The 17,328-nt window shown below is 67.4% G+C and carries 18 protein-coding genes, 1 tRNA gene and 2 pseudogenes; 6 read left to right on the top strand and 15 right to left on the bottom strand.

Annotated features, from left to right (window positions below):
* Positions 1-78: 78 nt before the first annotated feature.
* From D5084_RS04385 to D5084_RS04380, 4 genes and pseudogenes are all read right to left on the bottom strand, one after another.
* A pseudogene (locus D5084_RS04385) lies at positions 79-1,986 on the bottom strand (phage tail tape measure protein); the annotation flags it as partial.
* Between the two features lie 27 nt (positions 1,987-2,013).
* Positions 2,014-2,178, bottom strand: coding sequence for a DUF7697 family protein (locus D5084_RS18520; RefSeq protein WP_202910029.1), 165 nt, complete (start codon positions 2,176-2,178; stop codon positions 2,014-2,016).
* Positions 2,179-2,260: 82 nt separating this feature from the next.
* Positions 2,261-2,431 (bottom strand): annotated as a pseudogene (locus D5084_RS18945) (phage tail tube protein); the annotation flags it as partial.
* A gap of 24 nt (positions 2,432-2,455) precedes the next feature.
* Positions 2,456-2,875: an acyl-CoA transferase gene (locus D5084_RS04380; protein ID WP_128514288.1), complete on the bottom strand. Its 420-nt coding sequence runs from the start codon at positions 2,873-2,875 to the stop codon at positions 2,456-2,458.
* Positions 2,876-2,945: 70 nt separating this feature from the next.
* On the opposite strand from D5084_RS04380, the gene D5084_RS04375 reads away from it, so the two are divergent.
* On the top strand, positions 2,946-3,299 hold the full coding sequence (locus D5084_RS04375; RefSeq protein ID WP_128514287.1) for a type II toxin-antitoxin system RelE/ParE family toxin: 354 nt from the start codon (positions 2,946-2,948) through the stop codon (positions 3,297-3,299).
* Between the two features lie 5 nt (positions 3,300-3,304).
* Complete coding sequence (locus D5084_RS04370; protein WP_238382518.1) at positions 3,305-3,679, top strand: helix-turn-helix domain-containing protein; 375 nt, start codon at positions 3,305-3,307, stop codon at positions 3,677-3,679.
* Here the strand turns inward: D5084_RS04370 and D5084_RS04365 are convergent, their stop codons facing one another.
* The 3 genes from D5084_RS04365 to D5084_RS04355 are packed head-to-tail and all read right to left on the bottom strand — an operon-like array spanning position 3,680 to position 5,057.
* A complete protein-coding gene (locus D5084_RS04365; RefSeq protein ID WP_128514304.1) occupies positions 3,680-4,312 on the bottom strand; it encodes a DUF6441 family protein in 633 nt (210 codons plus the stop codon).
* A 5-nt stretch (positions 4,313-4,317) separates the two neighbouring features.
* Positions 4,318-4,629 (bottom strand): head-tail joining protein, encoded by a 312-nt coding sequence (locus D5084_RS04360; RefSeq protein ID WP_128514285.1) that lies wholly within the window; start codon positions 4,627-4,629, stop codon positions 4,318-4,320.
* Positions 4,629-5,057, bottom strand: a complete 429-nt coding sequence (locus D5084_RS04355; RefSeq protein ID WP_128514284.1) for a major capsid protein — start codon at positions 5,055-5,057, stop codon at positions 4,629-4,631. The genes D5084_RS04360 and D5084_RS04355 overlap by 1 nt, the downstream gene beginning before the upstream one ends.
* Before the next feature lie 33 nt (positions 5,058-5,090).
* On the opposite strand from D5084_RS04355, the gene D5084_RS04350 reads away from it, so the two are divergent.
* Together D5084_RS04350 and D5084_RS04345 are read left to right on the top strand one after the other, a co-directional pair.
* A complete protein-coding gene (locus tag D5084_RS04350; protein WP_202910028.1) occupies positions 5,091-6,443 on the top strand; it encodes a hypothetical protein in 1,353 nt (450 codons plus the stop codon).
* The gene (locus D5084_RS04345; RefSeq protein WP_128514283.1) at positions 6,365-6,787 is read left to right on the top strand and encodes a hypothetical protein; all 423 of its coding nucleotides are present in this window, start codon (positions 6,365-6,367) and stop codon (positions 6,785-6,787) included. The genes D5084_RS04350 and D5084_RS04345 overlap by 79 nt, the downstream gene beginning before the upstream one ends.
* On the opposite strand, the gene D5084_RS04340 is transcribed toward D5084_RS04345, so the two are convergent.
* From D5084_RS04340 to D5084_RS04315, 7 genes are all read right to left on the bottom strand, one after another.
* A complete protein-coding gene (locus tag D5084_RS04340) occupies positions 6,772-7,815 on the bottom strand; it encodes a hypothetical protein (RefSeq protein ID WP_128514282.1) in 1,044 nt (347 codons plus the stop codon). The two genes, D5084_RS04345 and D5084_RS04340, sit on opposite strands and share 16 nt — an antisense overlap.
* A gap of 195 nt (positions 7,816-8,010) precedes the next feature.
* On the bottom strand, positions 8,011-8,142 hold the full coding sequence (locus D5084_RS18835) for a hypothetical protein (protein WP_274378863.1): 132 nt from the start codon (positions 8,140-8,142) through the stop codon (positions 8,011-8,013).
* A 288-nt stretch (positions 8,143-8,430) separates the two neighbouring features.
* Positions 8,431-8,520: transfer RNA gene (locus tag D5084_RS04335), tRNA-Ser, on the bottom strand.
* 100 nt (positions 8,521-8,620) lie between these two features.
* On the bottom strand, positions 8,621-9,337 hold the full coding sequence (locus D5084_RS04330; RefSeq protein WP_128514281.1) for an alanyl-tRNA editing protein: 717 nt from the start codon (positions 9,335-9,337) through the stop codon (positions 8,621-8,623).
* Complete coding sequence (locus tag D5084_RS04325; protein WP_128514280.1) at positions 9,334-11,754, bottom strand: DUF3772 domain-containing protein; 2,421 nt, start codon at positions 11,752-11,754, stop codon at positions 9,334-9,336. The genes D5084_RS04330 and D5084_RS04325 overlap by 4 nt, the downstream gene beginning before the upstream one ends.
* Complete coding sequence (locus tag D5084_RS04320; protein WP_128514279.1) at positions 11,751-12,785, bottom strand: cysteine synthase A; 1,035 nt, start codon at positions 12,783-12,785, stop codon at positions 11,751-11,753. The genes D5084_RS04325 and D5084_RS04320 overlap by 4 nt, the downstream gene beginning before the upstream one ends.
* A gap of 199 nt (positions 12,786-12,984) precedes the next feature.
* The gene (locus D5084_RS04315) at positions 12,985-15,348 is read right to left on the bottom strand and encodes a thiamine pyrophosphate-binding protein (RefSeq protein ID WP_128514278.1); all 2,364 of its coding nucleotides are present in this window, start codon (positions 15,346-15,348) and stop codon (positions 12,985-12,987) included.
* Positions 15,349-15,478: 130 nt separating this feature from the next.
* Between D5084_RS04315 and D5084_RS04310 the strand changes: the two genes are divergently transcribed.
* Both D5084_RS04310 and D5084_RS18630 read left to right on the top strand, forming a co-directional pair.
* On the top strand, positions 15,479-15,943 hold the full coding sequence (locus tag D5084_RS04310) for an Lrp/AsnC family transcriptional regulator (RefSeq protein ID WP_128514277.1): 465 nt from the start codon (positions 15,479-15,481) through the stop codon (positions 15,941-15,943).
* Positions 15,944-16,315 (top strand): hypothetical protein, encoded by a 372-nt coding sequence (locus D5084_RS18630; RefSeq protein WP_238382517.1) that lies wholly within the window; start codon positions 15,944-15,946, stop codon positions 16,313-16,315.
* Positions 16,316-16,412: 97 nt separating this feature from the next.
* On the opposite strand, the gene D5084_RS04300 is transcribed toward D5084_RS18630, so the two are convergent.
* Complete coding sequence (locus tag D5084_RS04300; RefSeq protein ID WP_128514276.1) at positions 16,413-17,285, bottom strand: LysR family transcriptional regulator; 873 nt, start codon at positions 17,283-17,285, stop codon at positions 16,413-16,415.
* Positions 17,286-17,328 lie beyond the last annotated feature (43 nt).

Below are 17,328 nucleotides of genomic sequence, written 5' to 3'. Positions count from 1 at the left end.
CGAGCAGTTGCGCCCGCGTTGGCCAAAGCTGGCCGACCTCATGGACACCAGCGAGCACGACGTGCTGGCCTACATGTCCTTGGCGGCATAATCGGCCAGCGCGGCCGTGACGGCCTGCCAGCCGGTCAGCGCCGTGTCTGCACCTTCGGCCGCAGCAGCCCCCGCGGCGCGCGCGGCCCTGCCCGCACCATCGGCGGCGGTGGCGGTGTCGTTCAGTCCTGTCGTCAGGGCATCGGCCGCACCAGCAGCATCAGCCAGTGCCGTCTCGGCCTCGGTCCCCGTGCCGGTCACAGCATCCTTCAGTGTCTGCCAGCTGGCCAGCGGCCGACCGGCAGCGTCAGCCAGCATCCCGGCGGCTTCGCGATAGCCGTCGGCTCGCGCGCGGGCATCGTCGGCCATGGCGCCGAGGCCGAGGTCGGGCGGTTCGAGGTAGGTGCGGGCCAGCGCTGCCGAGAAGGCATCCGCCGCAGCAGCCCCCGCGGCCGTTGCCGCGCCTTCGAAAGGATTGCCGATGCGGCCCAGTTCCACTGGGTCGAGAATGCCGATCCGGACACCGTCCTCGCCCGTGGCCCATTCCGGCAGGAGGGCCAGCGCGGCGTTCAGCGTCTCGATGAAACTGTTGATCCGGGTGACGACGCCGTTCAGCATCGCTTCGACGCCAGAGATCAGCCCGTTCGCAGCCTGGAAGGCGAAGTCGCCGATGGCCCCGGGCAGGCTTCCCCAGATTGCGACCGCCGCGTCGTAGGCTCCCTGGAAGATCGCAGCCGTCCGGTCGCCGAAGTTGACCACGCCCGCGATGGTGCCTTCGAGCGCCGAGAGGCCCGCCGCCTTCAGGCCCTCCCACCCGGCCGCCATGCGGGCGAGGGCCGCGTCCAGCGACAGCCCGATGCGCAACCAGACCTCGCGGGCCAGATCGCCCAGCAGGCGGAACGCCTCGCCGACCCCGCCCACTCGGGCCACCAGCTGCGAGAACTGGTAGACCAACTCGCCCGCTCCGACGATCAGCGCGCCGATACCGGTGCGGATCAGAGCGCCCCGAAGGAACACCAGAGCCGTGGCGAGGCCGCGCACGGAGAGTGCGGCGGCCGCCATCCCGGCCACCCAGCGCCCAGCCATGACGGTGGCGAAGGTGATCGCATAGGTGGCGAGGCGCCCGAGGTTCTCGAAGATCATGGTGATCGTCTGCCCGATGGGGCCGGTGGCGCGGGCCAGGTCGGCGAGCCTGGTGGCCACCGTTTCCAGCGCAGGGGCGACGGCGACGGTCAGGCGGTTGACGAGGCCGGTCCAGATCAGGCTGAGCCGCGCGATGGCATCGCCCGTCCGCTCGATCTGCGCCGCATCCGCCGCGCTGACCGCCACCCCGAAGTCCTGCACGTCGCGCGCGGCGTCCCGCAGGGTCGCGCTGTCGATCCGCAGGAAGGCGAGTGCGGCCCGGTCGCCGAAGAGGTCCGAGGCGACCGCCGCCCGCTCGGCCTCGGGAATATAGCGGGTCAGTGCGTCCTGGATCGCCACGATGCGCTGGTCGAGCGGCAGGGCCTGCAGCTCGGCCGCCGTCAGGTTCAGCCGTCGAAGTGCGCCCACCGCCGCGCCGGAACCACTGGCCGCTTCCGACAGGCGGTTGGTCAGACGCTGCGTCGCCTGCTCGATCTGCCCCAACGAGACCCCGGCAAGTTCCCCGGCCCAGGTCAGGGTCTGGATGCTTTCGACGGTGGTGCGCATCGACTGCGCGAGCTTCGCCTGCGCGTCGATGTTGGCGAGCCCCGATCGGACCATCGCCACCCCAGCCGCCACGGCCGCCGCAGTTACGGCCGCCAGCGCGATCCCGGCCCGGCGCGCGAAACCGGCGAGCCGGGTGTTGGCCAGTTCCATCTCGGTGGAGAGACGGCCGAAGCCGCGCGCCCCGGCCTCGCCAATCCCCTCCAGTTCAGCGCGCACCTGGCGGCCGCCCACGGCGGCGAGCCGGACGGAGACGCGTTTCTCGGCCATGGGTTCGGAGCTCCGGTTGGGATGGGATCAGTCGCGGTTGGCCGCGATCTGCTCGTTCACGCGGCGGACCATCACCGCCTCGAGGGCGGGCAAGAGTTCCGCGATGGCGGGCGGCGGGATACCGAGGGCCGCGCCCAAGGCCAGCGCCGCGCCGATGTCCCAGCCGATCACCGCGCCGGGGAGGACGCGCATCTGCCCGCCGAGGCGCTGCGCCAGGTCCCAGACCTGCGCGCCTTCGAATGTCAGTGGCTGGTTCAGCCGTGCGGGGCAGTCGGGACAGGGGATCGCGCCCCTGACCCAGCAGTTCCGAGGCGATCAGCGGCTGTTCGGAGCCGAGCGTGGTGCTGGCAAAGGGCACCGTGCGATAGCCCGAGGCGGGTGCGGTGCCGTAGACGGTCTCGAACGCAAGCGCCATCTGCGCCCGCGCCCCATGGGCTCGTGCCATCGTAGTCTCCTGTGGTGAATGGGGTCAGCCGAGCGGGTCGGCCGTGGAATAATGCAGGATGACCGGGATCACCGCTGCCTTCAGGCTGGCGGCCCCCTCGACGGCCAGATCGACCGGGCGCGGCGCTTCCGCCTCGACCCAGTCGCAGAGGCCGCCCAGCGTGCGGTCGGCGGCAATCGCCGCGCCGACACTGGCGCAGAGGGTGTCGAAAGCGACATCACGGGTGGCACCCTGCACGACGGCCTCGATCTCGGCCCGGTGCTGATAGTGGTAGCGCAGGGGCGACAGCGTCACCTCCGGCTCCCCCGGCTCGCCATCGCGCAGGATCAGGAGGCCAGTGGCTGGCACGCGCTCTGGCAGAACGTCGCCGCGCAGGGCGGTGGCAGGGAGCGCCGAGAGCCGCGCGTGCAGCGCGGTAAGGATGGTTTCGCGGGGGGTGGGCATCGCTCTACTCGGGCCGTTCTTGCCCAATTAATGCCTCGCGGCTATATAGCTTGCAAGACATGAGGATCGTATGCCGTGGACCGTTTCGTTTGCGGAGGAGTTCGAACCGGAGTTCGACACACTTCCGCAGGAGGTGCAGGACGCGATCCTGGCCCGCGCGCTCCTTCTGGAACGCGAGGGGCCGACACTCGGACGACCGCATGCCGACACCCTGACCGGGTCGAAGCATGCGAACATGAAGGAACTGCGCTGCAACGCCGCCGACGGCGTGTGGCGCATCGCCTTCGCATTCGATCCCGACCGGCAGGCGATCCTGCTCGTCGGCGGGGACAAGTCGGGCGTGAGCGAGAAGCGCTTCTACAAGCAGCTGATCGCGCGGGCCGATGAGCGGTTCGACCGCCATCTGGCCAAACGGAAAGGATGAGGACCATGGCACGGACCCTGAAGGACAAGCTGGCCACGCTCGATGCGGCGCGTCGCGCGGGCATCGAGGCCGAGGCCGAGCGCCTCCACACCGAATACCTGACCCTGCAGGAACTGCGGAAAGCCAAGGACCTGACGCAGGTCCAGCTGGCCGAAGCCCTGGGCATCCAGCAGGCGACCGTCGCGAAGTACGAGCGCCAGAGCGATCTGCTCCTGTCGACGCTGTCGAGCTATGTGCACGCGATGGGCGGCTCGCTCAAGCTGATGGTCGAGTTTCCCGGTAAGGCGCCGGTGGCCATCGAGGGGCTCGGGGATACCGAGGAACCGCGCCGCCGCCGTCGTTCCGGGCGTGAGGGTGGCCGCGCCGCCGCACGTGCCTGATCAGCCGATCCTCGCCTCCACCCAGTTCGCCACGATCAGCCCCGGCACGCTGTCAAGCGCCCGCTCGGCGTCCCGGTCCAGATCGAGCCGCTTCGGCAGCTTGACCTGCGGGACCAGCAGGAAGATCGGCGCGGTCACGAGGCCCCGGCCGGTTTTCGACCGTGATGCCACGGCACGGCCCTTCGAGTTCAGCCGTCCCCCGGCCACCAGCAGGCTCGAGCCCCGGCGGCGATAGATGAACCGCAGGCGCAGGCCGGTGCGGCGTTCCCACTCGCCGGGAGTGATCCGGCCGCCGCGTAGGGACTTGCCTGCGGCGGGCGTGGGGATCGCCAGCCAGAAGCCGTTCTTCGAGCGGATCAGCGGGCCGGTGTCGTGCGCGCCGACGATGACGGGGGCGTTGGACCAGACCACGGTGGCCGCGTTGAGGCTGGGCGTGGCCTTCGGGAACTGCTCCGACCGGATGGTGCGGGCAAGGCGCGGCCCTAGCCCCGCGCCAGTGATCTGACCGCGCCATGCCGCCTTCAGCCCGGTTCCGGCCTCGCGGATCGCGACCGACACGGCCCGCTCACCCGCCGAAACCTCGGCCGCCATCATCGCGACGATGTCGGGATCGATGTCGAGCTTGAGCTTCATCGCGCTCATGCCGGACGCAGATCGACGGTCCAGACCAGCCGCTCACGATCACGGACCGGCTCGCCCTGGATGAGGAAAGCGTCCCCGTCGATCTCGATGCGGTCGCCGGGACGCGGGTTCGCCAGCTCGGCGACGCGCAGGTCGATCCGGGTGGTCTCGGACCAGAGCCGGGCATCGCCGAAGTTCGTGACGTCGTCCGGCCGGCGCAGGATCGCGCGGACCAGCGACGGCGCGCCGCCCTCGGCGGTGTACACGACATCCCGTGCGAGATGCGCGTCCGCGAAGAGCGCGTCGAGGGCGTCTTTGAGGCCGGTCATCAGGTCCGCCGCGCCGAGCGCAGCACCTGCGGACGGGTGCAGATCGGGAGCGGATTGCTCTCGATCTCGAGCCGCACCCATTCGTCGCGATCCCGGTCGGGGATCATACGGGCGTAGAGCGGCTGGCCCAGCGTGTTGACCGTCTCGAAGGTGTCGGCCGGGGCATAGTAGATCTCGAAGAGGCCCTCGATGCCCTCGGGATAGAAGAACGCCTTGTCGGTCGGCACTGTGAAGCCCACCCCGCCCCGATAACGGCGGAAGGTGATGCCGCCGAAGCTGACCTCATCAGCGACACGACCGCGTAGGTCGGCCGCGGCAGCAGTGTTGAGGTAGGTCTCGCGCACCTCCTTGTGCGCCACGAGATCGGCGAAGAAGGCCGAGCCGCATTCCGCGCGGATCTGGACGGCGCCGGCCGAGAGTCCGCCCATCGAGTCCTCGACGCTCTCGATCAGCGCCTGGCATTGCTTGCGCAGCGCAAGGACGTCGCCAAGGCGCTGATGTCAGGCGGGGATGGAGGCGACGATCTCCCCGGCCGCCGCGTGTTGATCAACCCGGTGGAACTGAAGCCTAACCCGGCAATCCCCGAGGGTGTCTGGGACAAGCTGCTTGCACTTCCGTCACAGACACTGCCGAAGCGGCATGCGCGCCCTGTAAAGCGGCTGACTTCTCTCGCACACAAGCTGGCGGTCGATGGCCTTCTGGCAGATGCGGGGAAGCTGGCCCATTCAGAAATGCACAAAGTGCTGAACGGCATCCGCGCGCGCTACAAGACCGAAATTGAGGCCGCCCGAAAATCTGCCATGACAGTCGAGGGCAAGAGCCTGAAAGCCGACCTGAAGGGCGGCGCGATGACCTTCGACGACTTTCTGGAAGAGGCTGACTACGCTGTCATCAAGGACGCCTACCGCCGTGCCGGTCGGGCGATCAGCCCCGATCTTGCAACGACATACAGCGATTACCTCGCTCGGCACGAAGGCAAAACCGACGACATGGAAACGGCGCTCATGGAGGCGCATGTCAGTATCGCAGCCTTGGGCCTGGTCCCACAGGTTCGTGAAACGCTCGAGGCTGAAGCCGAGAAGCTCGCCAATCAGTGGCTCACCCGGTTCCGCGTCGAGATCAAGGATCTGTCCGACGAACGCCAGGACGTCTATCGCCAGATCAGAGAGATGAGTGCCAATCCGATGGATGTGGACCTTGCTCGCCCGACATCATGGATGCAGGCGACCACAATCCGCGAGGCGAACGGCACCGAAACACCCCTCCCGACCTTCGAGAGACATCTTCTCTGTGATGAGCAGGGCCTGTTCCCCGAGGATTTGAATTCCTGGGAGGGCGAAGTGGTCCGAGCTGAGCTTGGGCGTTCAGGCACCGTCGCATGGTATCGTAACCCGTCGCGCGCCAGCCAGGACTCGCTTGGGATCATCTATGACGATGGCGGGGAGCCGAAGATCGTGCGGCCAGACTTCGTGTTTTTTGGTCAACAAGGCGACGGCACAATCACGGCAGACATCGTTGATCCGCACGGCATCCAGTTCGGTGATGCCATCCCAAAGTTGAAGGGCCTTGCCCAGTATGCAGAACGCTTCGGCGACCAGTATAGACGGATAGATGCGGTCGCGAAGATCGGCGATACATTCAGGGTCCTTGACCTGAAGGAAGCGGCAACGCGTGCAGCAGTCTTGGCTGACCTTGAAAGGAGGACAGACCCGTGGCTGGTGCTGCAAATAAATGGATGGCCGAAATTGAAGCGTTCTTCGCCGCACACCCCGAACGTGAATATCTGCTCCGCGAAATGCCGATGGACGCGCTGAACGCGGTCATGCACGCCAGGTGGATTGCAGGGGCCGCTTCCTGCGCCCCGGCTGATCCGCCTCACCTGACTATCCGCGAAGGACAGCGATCAGTGCCTTGCGTCGTCCGCCGCGCTGCCCCGGCAGAAGGGCGCCCCCTGCCGGGCGTTTACTTCATGGACGGCGGGGCACCGTTGCCCCCGCTTCCTATTCCGAAGGATGCGGACCAATCCCGTGGCGAAGAAATGTTTGCCGCCCATCTGTGGCGACTCGCGAACGTGTCGGCGGCTTTTGGCATGTCGCTCATCACCTTCACGGCGCAGGCACTGGCGCAGGAACTGGCGCAAGCTCAGCGCAAAGCCTGAACCCACCACAGCCAGCGCCGCTGCGCCCCGGCATCGTCCGGGGCGTTCACATAGTCGGCCAGATCGCGCAGGAACTTCACGCGATCCTCGTTCCGGGAAACGGCCTCATACATCGCCCGGACCTGCGGTCCCGCTGCCCGCAAGACCTCGCCCAGCGCCGCCAGTTCGTCCGGCCTGTCCGGCACGCGCCTGGGCCGTCCGACAGGGCGGGGCGGCATGGGCTGGGGCTTGGGGGCCTTCTGCCTGTCGGGCAGTCGCCGCTTCCAGCCGTCCGACGCCGGGCGCGGCGTCCATGGCCGCGCGGGAAGCGGCGTCAGGGGTCCGCCATGGGCTTCCCTTCCCCGGCGCAGGTCCGCGCCCATGGCCGTGCTGGACGCGGCGCGCAATGCGTCCACCGCCGCCTGCGCGCGTTCCACGTCCCCGGCACGCAGGGCCGCCCTTGCGGCCCGTGCAGCCTTCGTGCGCCTGTCCGTGATCCCCAGATCGGCCCAGGCCACCGCCTCGTCCGCAGCGGCCCTCTGCCGGGGCAATTCCTCGCGCACCGCCTTCCGCCACCGCGCGGCGTCCGGGCGGTCCTTCTGGTGCCGCCGCCAGCGCCAGCGCAGCCAGTCGGCGACCGCAGGATACAGCCCGTCCACGTCCACGCCCAACTCCGCCGCAGCCGCGGCAAAGGCCGCCTCGTCCGGCCCCAGATCAATCGTCCGCCCCGGCAGGCGAGGGTCTTTGCGCCACGCCCACATCAGCGCATTTCGCGCACGACGGGCCTCGGCCCGCGCCCATTCCTCGGGCGTGACGGACCCGTTTTCCAGCCCCGCCTTCTGGCGTTCACGATACCGCCGCGCCGCGTCCGGCCCCCCGTGCCGGAGGCATCGCTTCTCCCCGGCAAGGGCAAGCTGCGTGCAGACCCCGCCCGTCCGCAGCTTCGCCCCGCAAATCCGCGCCAGAGGTCCGCCCCGGACGTAGGGTTTCGCCCCCTCGAAGAAGCGTTCGCGCTGCGTCTCGGACTTGAAGCCGGGGATGCGGGGCATGGCGGGCGGTCCTGGATGTCGCAAGACGTGTCAGACATGAGTTGAGGTATTTAAATACCTCAAATCAGCCCGCAGTCACAGGCAGATGATCGTCTGGCGAATGCCATCCTGACAGATTGGCACTGCATGACCTGTTGTCTGCTTTGTCAACCAGATGGAAACATCGCCGCTTTGTGTGTGCCGGGTAGAAATGTTTCAGCCGCGCGCGCGGGGCAGGCCGGGGGGTGGGGTCTGCGCCCCGCGCTGGACGTGGACGCCGTCCAGGTCCGTCTGACGTCCACGTCCGACGCGGTCCACGTCCACGTCCGGCACGCCCTCAGCGTCCACCTCCCCCTGTCCTTCCCTGCCCCCCGTGCCGGGGGAAATTGCCAATCCAGCGCCACCGCCACGGGGACGGTTCCCGGACGATGACAGCGGCACCGGCAGGCGCGCGCCAGGCGAGCAGTCCGGGGCTTGTCCCGGCTGACCACGGACCATGCTCACGAAAACGTGAACGGATCACCTACCGAGGTGCGCCCCTGCCGACAAAGCCAACAAGCCTAGTGAGGACTGCTTTAGTGCCCATTTAGTTTCCCGAACAGGACGCGCCGAATTATCTAATGATTTCAAAGATGATGGCGGACAGTGAGGGATTCGAACCCTCGAGACGGTTCCCCGCCTACACACTTTCCAGGCGTGCGCCTTCGACCACTCGGCCAACTGTCCGTCTGGGGCTGATACCCCGGCTTTGCGGGCGCGTTCAAGGGGCTATCTGGGGCGGATCGAGATTTCCCTCCCGCGAGGATGCAAGCGACGTGCCCGGTCGTCAGGCGAGGCTGATCGATACCCGGCGGTTCTGGCGGCCCTTCTTCTCGATCCTGCCGATCTCGATCCGGCCGATCTCGCGGGTGCGCGCCACATGGGTGCCGCCGCAAGGTTGCAGGTCGATCTGCGCCTCGCCATCGCTGATCCGCACCAGACGGACCCGGCCATGGCCCATTGGCGGGCGGACCGACATCGTCTTCACCAGCCCCGGATTGTCCAGGAGCTCCTCATCGGTGATCCACTCGTCGCTTACCGTCAGGTCACGCTCGATCAGCGTGTTCAGCGCCTCTTCCAGGGCGGCGACATCGCCGGGAGGGTCGGGCATGTCGAAGTCGAGCCTGCCCTTGTCCGCAGCGATCTGGCCACCCGTCACCGGCAGCGGGATGACCACGGACAGAAGGTGCAAGGCGGTGTGGACGCGCATGTGGCGGTGGCGGCGACCCCAGTCGATCTGCTGGCGGGCCGGGGCCCCGATGGGGGGCATCGGCATCGGCTCGGCAGGGATCAGGGCGATGCCGCCCTCGACCTTCAGCGCGGTTGCGATCGGCATCCGCGCGCCGCCCCAGTCGAGGACGCCGCTGTCGCCGGGTTGTCCGCCTCCGGTGGCATAGAAGACCGATCGGTCGACGATCAGGCCGCCTTCGCGTGTGTGGCCGACGATCCGGCAGTCGGCGGTCGTCAGATAGGCATCGTCACGGAACAGGAGTTCGGTTGTCATCCGCTGTCATCCTTGTCGATCGCCGGGGCAGGGCCGGACCTTCGGCGCGCTCGCGCTTTCGCTTCGGGGGTCTCGCGCAGCCGCAGCAGACCGTCGACGATCTCGTCCACATTGCGCAGCGAGACATCCGACTGGGCGAAGGGGATCTCGATGCCTTCGGCGGCGAAACGCTCGATGATCTGGTGGTTGATCTCGCTGCGCACCGACAAGAGGAAGTTCACATCGCGCAGGATGACGCGGATCTCGAACTGGATCGCATCGCTGCCAAGGCCGGTCAACACCACCAGCGGCGGCGGGTTCAGCACGGTCAGGGGTTGAGCCTCGGCTATCTCGCGCAGGATGCGTTCGACCTTGCGGGTATCCGATCCATAGGCCACGCCAACCGGCACGATCAGCCGGCCGGACAGGTTGAACCGCGTCCAGTTCGTCACCCGTCCGGTGATGAGATCGGCGTTCGGCACGATCACGTCGTTGCGGTCGAAGGTCTCGATCCGGGTCGATCGGACGGAGATCGCCCGCACCTTGCCCTGCACGCCGCCGACCTCGATCCAGTCGCCTTCGCTGACCGGACGCTCGACCAGAAGGATGATGCCCGAGATGAAGTTCGACACGATGTTCTGCAGGCCGAAACCGATACCGACCGACAGGGCACCGGCGACGATGGCAAGGCCCGACAGGTCCAGCCCCGCAGCATTGATCGCGATCAGTCCGGCCAGAAAGACACCGACATAGCCCACGCCCGCGACCAGGGCAGTCTGGCCACCGCGTTCCATCCGCGTCTTCGGCAGGATCGTGGTGCGCAGCGCGCCCTGGAACAACCGCGTCAGCATGTAGCCGATCAGGAAAACCACGGCGAAGATCAGGAAATTCGAGGGCGAGATCTTCGTGCTGCCGATCTGGAACCCTTCGGTAAAGCGCGTCCAGAGCTCGGTCAGGTCGGACAGGCGCGCGCCCCAGATCAGCGCCAGAAGCGGCAGCGCGGCAATCGACAGGGCAAAACCCGCCAGCACTGGCACCAGGGCGTCGCGGGCCGTCTCTTCCGATCTGGTCACCAGCGCCCAGGCATCGCCGATCAGCCGTTGCAGGATGAACAAGAAGGCCACCAGCGCAAAGGACATCATCGCCGGATAGATCACCGCCTCGGCGGCCTGGACATAGCCAAAAGCCGCCAGCCCCGGCCCGACGATCCCCAGCACCGTCAAGCCGCGGGCCAGAATCTGGATCAGACGCAGCCCGTAGTTTGCGGATTTCTCGTCCACGTCGCGCGTCCGGCGCAGTGTGCCGCCCAGCCGGATCAGCACCAGGCCGCCGGTCAACAGGATGGGGAAGGACATCACCGACGTCGTCGCATCCGAATAGGCCTGCGCGTCCATCGCTGCGGAGCGGAGCATTTCGGCGGCGATCACAAGCCCCATCATCACCGACAGGAACCGGCCCTCGGCCCGTCGCTCGGGCGGCAGCGGCAGGACAGCATTATCGTCCTGAAGGCGCGGGAAGGCGCGTGCGCCAAGCCAGGCCATCGAAAAGACCACCAGCCCGGCAATGGGCAGCACAAGGGCGATCTGGGTGCCGATCTCGCCCGGCATACCGCTTGCCAGAAGCGCCCAGGACAGGGAAATGACGCCCAGCGTCGGCAGGACGATCCCGCCCATGCTGGCGATCAGGGCCCAGAAGTGCCGCCCCCGGACCGAAGCGCCTGCCTGTAGCCGTTCGGCAAACAGCTCGATCCAGCGCCGGACGTAGATCACCAGCGCAAGTGCCACGATCACCAGCACCACGATCAGCGGCAGGTTGTCGAACAGCTTTTCGCGGGCCTCGGGATCGTTCCATGCCTCGGCCATCTCGTCCCAGAGCCGCTGCACCGTGTCGGCAAGGCCGATCGCGGCCTCGGGCCAGTTCGCGGGGTTCAGCGGCGAGGGCCAAAGCTGCAAAAGCTGGTCCGCCTGCCGTTCGCGCAGGGTGCGGTCGATCTCGCGGATCAACCCGTCGGCCCGGCGATAGCCTTCTTCGGCGGCAATGCCCGGGGCCTGGAGCTTGACCAGTTGCTGCGCCAGTTCCTGCCGTCGGCTGGAAATCTCTTCGGCCTCGGTCTCGCCATCGGCGGGGGAGGGGCCCAGCGCGGCGATCTGTTCGCGCAGCGTTGCGATCCGCGCCGAGTTCGCGTTCTGCGCCGTCAGAAGTGCCGCGCGCCATTGCGCCAGATGGCCACGGATTTCTTCAAGCCGGTCGTTGGAGGTGTTCCGGTCGGCGATCTCGGCCTCGGCGCGCCCCGCCATCTTGTCCCAGTCGCCATAGTCCAGGACAGAACCGTCGCCGACGATGTCCTGCGGGTCTGGCGGCGCCTTTAGATCCTGTGCCGCCAGTGGACCCGCCACCAGCGCCAGGATCAGAAGAAGCCCGCCAAGAAGCCGCCTCATGCGTCCTCGAAGACCGGCGGGATCGGACGGGCCGGACGGTCCAGCCACTGCGGGACCGGAAGGCCCTTCTCGCGCAGGAAGGTCGGGTTGTAGATCTTGGACTGATAGCGGCTGCCGTAGTCGCACAGGATGGTGACGATGGTCTTGCCCGGACCCATCTCGCGCGCCATCCGGATCGCGCCGGCGATGTTGATGCCGGTCGAGCCGCCCATGCAGAGGCCCTCTTCCGTCAGTAGATCGAAGATGATCGGAAGCGCCTCGGCATCGGGGATGCGATAGCTGAAGTCCGGGGTGAAGCCTTCCAGGTTCGCGGTGATCCGCCCCTGGCCGATGCCTTCGGTGATAGATGAGCCCGGCGCCTCCAGCTTGCCCGTGGTGTAGTAGCTGTGCAGCGCAGCGCCTTCGGGGTCGGCGAGCCCGATCTTCACGCCTTTCGGTTGCAGGGCGGCGGCCACACCCGCCAGCGTCCCGCCCGAGCCCACGGCGCAGATGAAGCCGTCCACCTTGCCGCCGGTCTGTTCCCAGATCTCGGGGCCCGTCGTCTCGATATGGGCCTGGCGGTTGGCCACGTTGTCAAACTGGTTCGCCCAGATCGCGCCGTTCGGTTCGGTCTTGGCCAGCGCCTCGGCCAGACGGCCCGAGTAGCGGACATAGTTGTTCGGGTTGCGGTAGGGGGCGGCGGGAACCTGCACCAGCTCCGCCCCGGCCAACCGCAGCATGTCCTTCTTTTCCTGGCTTTGCGTCTCGGGGATCACGATCACCGTCCGAAACCCCATCGACGCCCCCACCAGCGCCAGCCCGATCCCGGTGTTGCCTGCCGTGCCCTCGACAATGGTGCCGCCGGGTTTCAGCAGGCCCTTCGCGACCGCGTCCCGGATGATGTAAAGCGCGGCCCGGTCCTTGACCGACTGGCCGGGGTTCATGAACTCGGCCTTGCCCAGGATGGTGCAGCCCGTGATCTCGCTGGCGCGCTTCAGCTTCAGAAGCGGCGTGTTTCCGATCGTGTCGGCAAGGTCCTGGTGAATGCGCATGAGGACGTCCTTCCTTGATCCTCTTGGTGTATTGGCCCGCAGCAGCAAACTCAAGCCGCGAGGGGCAGAGGCGGTCACGGGGCGGCGGATTGGCAGACAGGCCGGGCCTGCCGACGATCCTTCTTCTGCGGATGCCGCTCTGTCCGGGTCCGGCAGGCGCTTGACGCGCGGCTGGCGTGCGCTGCGGCTGGAACGGGCATCACCCGCGCGTGACCCGGCGCGAGCCTGCGGAAAGTTCCAGCCCCGATCGCGCAAGCGCCTGTCGGTCCAGCCCGAAATGCCGGTAGAGTTCGCCGATGGTGCCGGTCTGGCCGAAATGCTCGACCCCATGCGACACGGTCTTGTGCCCGGCGACCGATCCAAGCCAGGCAAGCGTGGCGGGGTGACCGTCGATGACGGTGACAATCAGGCAGTCGCGCGGCAGATCGGCGAACAGCGTTTCGACATGGCTGCGCGCCGCCGCGTTGCCGCGGGCGCGGGCGCGTTGCGCCGCAGTCCAGCCCGCGTTCAGCCGATCCGCCGAGGTGACAGCCAGAACGCCCACATCGCGGCGATGCTCACCGATGATCCCGGCGGCAGCGATGGCCTCGGGGGCGACTGCTCCCTGATAGGCGATCACCACATCGCTGTTGGGGCCGGGCTTGCGCAGCCAGTAGGCCCCGTCGATCGACCCTTGGCGAAACGCGTCGTCATGCCGTTTGCCCGGCTGTTCGAGGGGGTTCGTGGTCAGGCGCAGATAGACCGAACCGCCGGTTTCGTCGCGCAGCCAGGTGCGTTCGTCCGCATCGCCTTTGCCATCGCGTTGCAGATAGTCGAAGGCCCATTCCAGGATGACCGCCAGTTCATCCGCAAAGGCAGGTTCAAAGGCCGCCAGCCCGTCCTGCGACAGGCCGGTCAGAGGCGTCCCGATCGACTGATGCGCGCCACCTTCCGGCGCCAGGGTCACGCCCGAAGGCGTGCCGACGATGATGAAGCGCGCGTCCTGATAGCAGGCATAGTTCAGCGCATCCAGGCCGCGATGCACGAAGGGGTCGTAGACCGTGCCGATGGGAAACAGGCGCTTGCCGAACAGGCTGTGGCTCAGCCCGGCCGCCCCCAGCAGCAGGAACAGGTTCATCTCGGCGATCCCCAGTTCGATATGCTGACCCTCGGGGGCGAACTCCCATCTCGCGGTCGAGGGGATGCGGTGTTCGATGAACGCGTCCGCCTGCGCCGTCCGGGCAAAGAGCTTGCGGCGGTTGACCCAGGGGCCGAGGCTCGTCGTGCCAGTCACGTCCGGAGAGGTGGTGACGATCCGCGCGGCCAGTGGGCTGTCGCCACGGGCAAGGTCGTCGAGGATCTTGCCGAAGGCCATCTGGGTCGAGATCACGCGGTCGGTCGGCGGCGCAATCTTCGGCACCGGGATGGCATGGTCGTGAAAGCGGCGGAGGCCCTGGGCGAAGAAGGGCACGCGGTCCAGCCAGTTCTGAAAGGCCGCCGGATCGGCGATCGTGGCCAGGCGGTCCCATTCCTGTCCCTTCGGCACGCCCATGTGGTCCTGCCAGGCCTCGAACTGGGCCTGCGTCATCAGCCCGCCGTGGTTGTCCTTGTGCCCGGCGATGGGGGTGCCCCAGCCCTTGATCGTGTAGGCCAGGAAACAGACCGGGCGGTCGTGGTCGATGGCAGCAAAGGTCGCGGCCATCGTCTCGACGCAGTTCCCGCCCAGGTTCTCCATCAGGGCGGCAAGTTCCGCGTCGGTCCGGGCGTCAATCAAACGGGTCACGTCGCCCTGGTCTCCCAGGTCGTCGAGCAGCCGTTTGCGCCAGACCGCACCGCCCATGAAGGTCAGTACCGAATAATGCGCGTTCGGACAGCGGTCGATCCAGTCACGAAGCGCCGCCCCGCCCGGTTCGGCGAAGGCCGCGCGTTGCAGCGCGCCGTATTTCACCCGCACCACATCCCAGCCGAAGGCGGTGAAGATCGCCTCGATCCGGGCGAAAAGCCCCTCGCGCACGATGCCGTCAAGGGACTGGCGGTTGTAGTCGATGATCCACCAGCAGTTGCGCAGGCCATTCTTCCAGCCCTCTTGCAGCGCCTCGTAGACGTTGCCCTCATCCAGTTCGGCGTCGCCGACCAGCGCCACCATGCGGCCGAGCGCGCGGCCCTGACCCCAGGGCTTTGCGGTGACATAGTCCTGGATCAGCGAGGCAAAGGAGGTCATTGCCACGCCCAGCCCGACCGAGCCGGTGGAAAAGTCCACATCATCGACATCCTTGGTGCGCGAGGGGTAGGACTGCACGCCACCGAAGCCGCGAAAGCCTTCCATCCTTGCGCGGTCAAGATTGCCCATCAGATACTGGATCGCATGAAACACCGGCGCGGCATGGGGCTTCACCGCCACCCGGTCTTGGGGTCGCAGTGCCGAAAAGTAGAGCGCGGTCAGGATCGAGACCATCGAGGCCGAGGACGCCTGGTGACCGCCGGTCTTGATGGCATCGACTTTCGGGCGGATGTGATTGGCGTGATGGATCATCCAGTGCGACAGCCACAGAAGGCGCTGTTCCACGGTCTTGAGATCGGTCATGGCGGGTGATCCTGATCCTGTCGTGCCTTTGCAGCAGCATAGGGCCGGACTTGCGCTGTTTTTCAGCTATTCCGCGTGCTGGAATGGCCTTACGAAGTGCAAATCACCAGGAAATACGGATCACACGCAGATGTCCGCCAACCTTGACCGCTTCGATACCGAAATCCTGCGCGCTCTGCACAGGGACGGCCGTCTTTCGATCAACGATCTTGCGACGCGGATCGGCCTCAGCCCGTCGCCTACCGCCCGACGCCTGCGGTGGCTGGAAGAGGCCGGGATCATCAGCGGCTATGCCGCGCTGATCGACGAAGAGGCCCTGGGCTTCGGGGTCACGGTCTTCGTCTCGGTCCAGCTGGACAAGCAGGTGGACGAGGCTCTGGCGCATTTCGAGGCGGCGATCAGCGCCTTCCCCGAGGTCGTGGATTGCTGGCTGATGACCGGAAACCGCGATTACCTGTTGCGGGTGGTCACCAGCGGCCTGGGTGAGTTCGAGCGGTTTCTGGTCGGTCGCCTGACCAAGGTGCGCGGGGTGGCCTCCATCGAGTCGTCGATCCCCCTGCGCCGGGTCAAGGGCGGGCTGGCGCGCATCCTGTAGATGGTCGGATCAGGCCCGCTTGCCGTCGATGATCTCGCGGATTTCGGCTTCGACCATGTCGATGATCCGGTGGAGTCCCGCATCGATCCTTCGAAAGCCTCATCCATCCGCAGCAGGATCCGGCCGGACATGCAGGAAACCCGCGCCCTTGGGCGACATCATCCGTTTGTGGCAATTGTCTGCATGGAAATCGGCCCCCAGAGCGTTCAGGTCCAGCAGGATATGCCGGGCCTATGGGCATCGTCGATCACCGACCAGATGCCGCGCGCCCGGGCCTCGGCCACGATCCGCTCGATGGGAAAGACCAGCGCGGTGGCCGAAGTGATATGGTTGAGAAACACGACGCGCGCGCGGTCGGTCAGCCACGCATGACCAGAGGTCTGGCCGGGACAGATCCGACATGCGCAATCACGGCCGCTGCGGCTGCACATCGGATGTCGGCCCCGCATGGTCGTCAGCCGAGGCCGCCTCAGCCTGGCAGGACATCGGTCAGGAGAGGGTTGGGAAAGCGCCGGGCCCGGGTGACGGCGAGGAAAGCCTCGCCGATGCCGGGCAGGCGGGCGGCCTCGACCAGCAGGCCCGCGGCGAGTTCGTCCTGCACGACGATGGGCGGGATGACGGCCAGCCCCGCATCGGCCCGCGCCAGAAGGCGGATCATCGCCATGTCGTCCACCTCGGCCGCGATTGCGGGGCTCACGTCCAGCCGGGCGGCCAGCGCATCGAAGCCCGCCCGCAGCGCGCTGCCCCGCGCGGGCAGGATCAGCGGCTGACCGGCCATGAGGTCGCGCAGGGGCAGGGGGCCGGGGCCAAGCCGCGCAGGCGTGCCGATCAGCCCCACGGGCTGTTCGTCCAGCCGATGCACCAGCCAGGGGCTTGCTGCATCGCTGGCCGGGGCCAGGTTGGTCAGCACCACATCCAGCGCCAGCGCCTCCAGCCCGCGCAGAAGCTCGTCCTGCGACCCGGCGCGCAGCACCACCTCGACATCCGCCCGCCCGATCAGCGGGTGAAGGAACTGCATCTGGAAGTTGCGCGACAGGGTGGCCAGCGCGCCCACCCGCAGCGCCCGCCGCGCCCGGCCGGTTTCGCGCAGGGTGGCGGTCAGATCCTCGGCGGTGCGGAAGATCGCCTCGGCATGGTCAAGTGCGATGCGCCCGGCTTCGGTCAGCACAAGGCCCCGTCCGCGGCGTTCGAACAGGTCCTGGCCCAGCGCCGCCTCAAGCGCGCGCAGCTGAGTGGACAGCGCCGACTGCGACAGGTTCAGCGCGCGCGCCGCCCCCGTCAGCGTGCCGTCGCGGGCCACGGCCCGGAACAGGCGCAGGTGGTGCAGGTTGAGTTGGCTCATTCTTCTACCAGATCGAATGATAACTCGCATTATATGTAATTTT

This window comes from Tabrizicola thermarum, assembly GCF_003574395.1.
In the GTDB taxonomy this organism is placed as follows: Bacteria; Pseudomonadota; Alphaproteobacteria; order Rhodobacterales; family Rhodobacteraceae; genus Tabrizicola; species Tabrizicola thermarum.
Note: the sequence above shows the minus strand (reverse complement) of the source record. Positions and strands in the feature narration are given on the sequence as shown.

What these genes read in the sequence shown, in the direction of transcription:
- D5084_RS04345 (WP_128514283.1), top strand. Translation starts at nt 6,365, where the DNA reads ATGGCCGAAATTGAAGCGTTCTTCGCCGCACACCCCGAACGTGAATAT.
- D5084_RS04300 (WP_128514276.1), bottom strand. Translation starts at nt 17,285, where the DNA reads ATGAGCCAACTCAACCTGCACCACCTGCGCCTGTTCCGGGCCGTGGCC.
- D5084_RS04325 (WP_128514280.1), bottom strand. Translation starts at nt 11,754, where the DNA reads ATGAGGCGGCTTCTTGGCGGGCTTCTTCTGATCCTGGCGCTGGTGGCG.
- D5084_RS04315 (WP_128514278.1), bottom strand. Translation starts at nt 15,348, where the DNA reads ATGACCGATCTCAAGACCGTGGAACAGCGCCTTCTGTGGCTGTCGCAC.
- D5084_RS04330 (WP_128514281.1), bottom strand. Translation starts at nt 9,337, where the DNA reads ATGACAACCGAACTCCTGTTCCGTGACGATGCCTATCTGACGACCGCC.
- D5084_RS04310 (WP_128514277.1), top strand. Translation starts at nt 15,479, where the DNA reads ATGTCCGCCAACCTTGACCGCTTCGATACCGAAATCCTGCGCGCTCTG.
- D5084_RS04340 (WP_128514282.1), bottom strand. Translation starts at nt 7,815, where the DNA reads ATGCCCCGCATCCCCGGCTTCAAGTCCGAGACGCAGCGCGAACGCTTC.
- D5084_RS04375 (WP_128514287.1), top strand. Translation starts at nt 2,946, where the DNA reads ATGCCGTGGACCGTTTCGTTTGCGGAGGAGTTCGAACCGGAGTTCGAC.
- D5084_RS04380 (WP_128514288.1), bottom strand. Translation starts at nt 2,875, where the DNA reads ATGCCCACCCCCCGCGAAACCATCCTTACCGCGCTGCACGCGCGGCTC.
- D5084_RS04370 (WP_238382518.1), top strand. Translation starts at nt 3,305, where the DNA reads ATGGCACGGACCCTGAAGGACAAGCTGGCCACGCTCGATGCGGCGCGT.
- D5084_RS04320 (WP_128514279.1), bottom strand. Translation starts at nt 12,785, where the DNA reads ATGCGCATTCACCAGGACCTTGCCGACACGATCGGAAACACGCCGCTT.
- D5084_RS04365 (WP_128514304.1), bottom strand. Translation starts at nt 4,312, where the DNA reads ATGAAGCTCAAGCTCGACATCGATCCCGACATCGTCGCGATGATGGCG.
- D5084_RS18520 (WP_202910029.1), bottom strand. Translation starts at nt 2,178, where the DNA reads ATGCGCGTCCTCCCCGGCGCGGTGATCGGCTGGGACATCGGCGCGGCG.
- D5084_RS04360 (WP_128514285.1), bottom strand. Translation starts at nt 4,629, where the DNA reads ATGACCGGCCTCAAAGACGCCCTCGACGCGCTCTTCGCGGACGCGCAT.
- D5084_RS04355 (WP_128514284.1), bottom strand. Translation starts at nt 5,057, where the DNA reads ATGGGCGGACTCTCGGCCGGCGCCGTCCAGATCCGCGCGGAATGCGGC.
- D5084_RS18630 (WP_238382517.1), top strand. Translation starts at nt 15,944, where the DNA reads ATGGTCGGATCAGGCCCGCTTGCCGTCGATGATCTCGCGGATTTCGGC.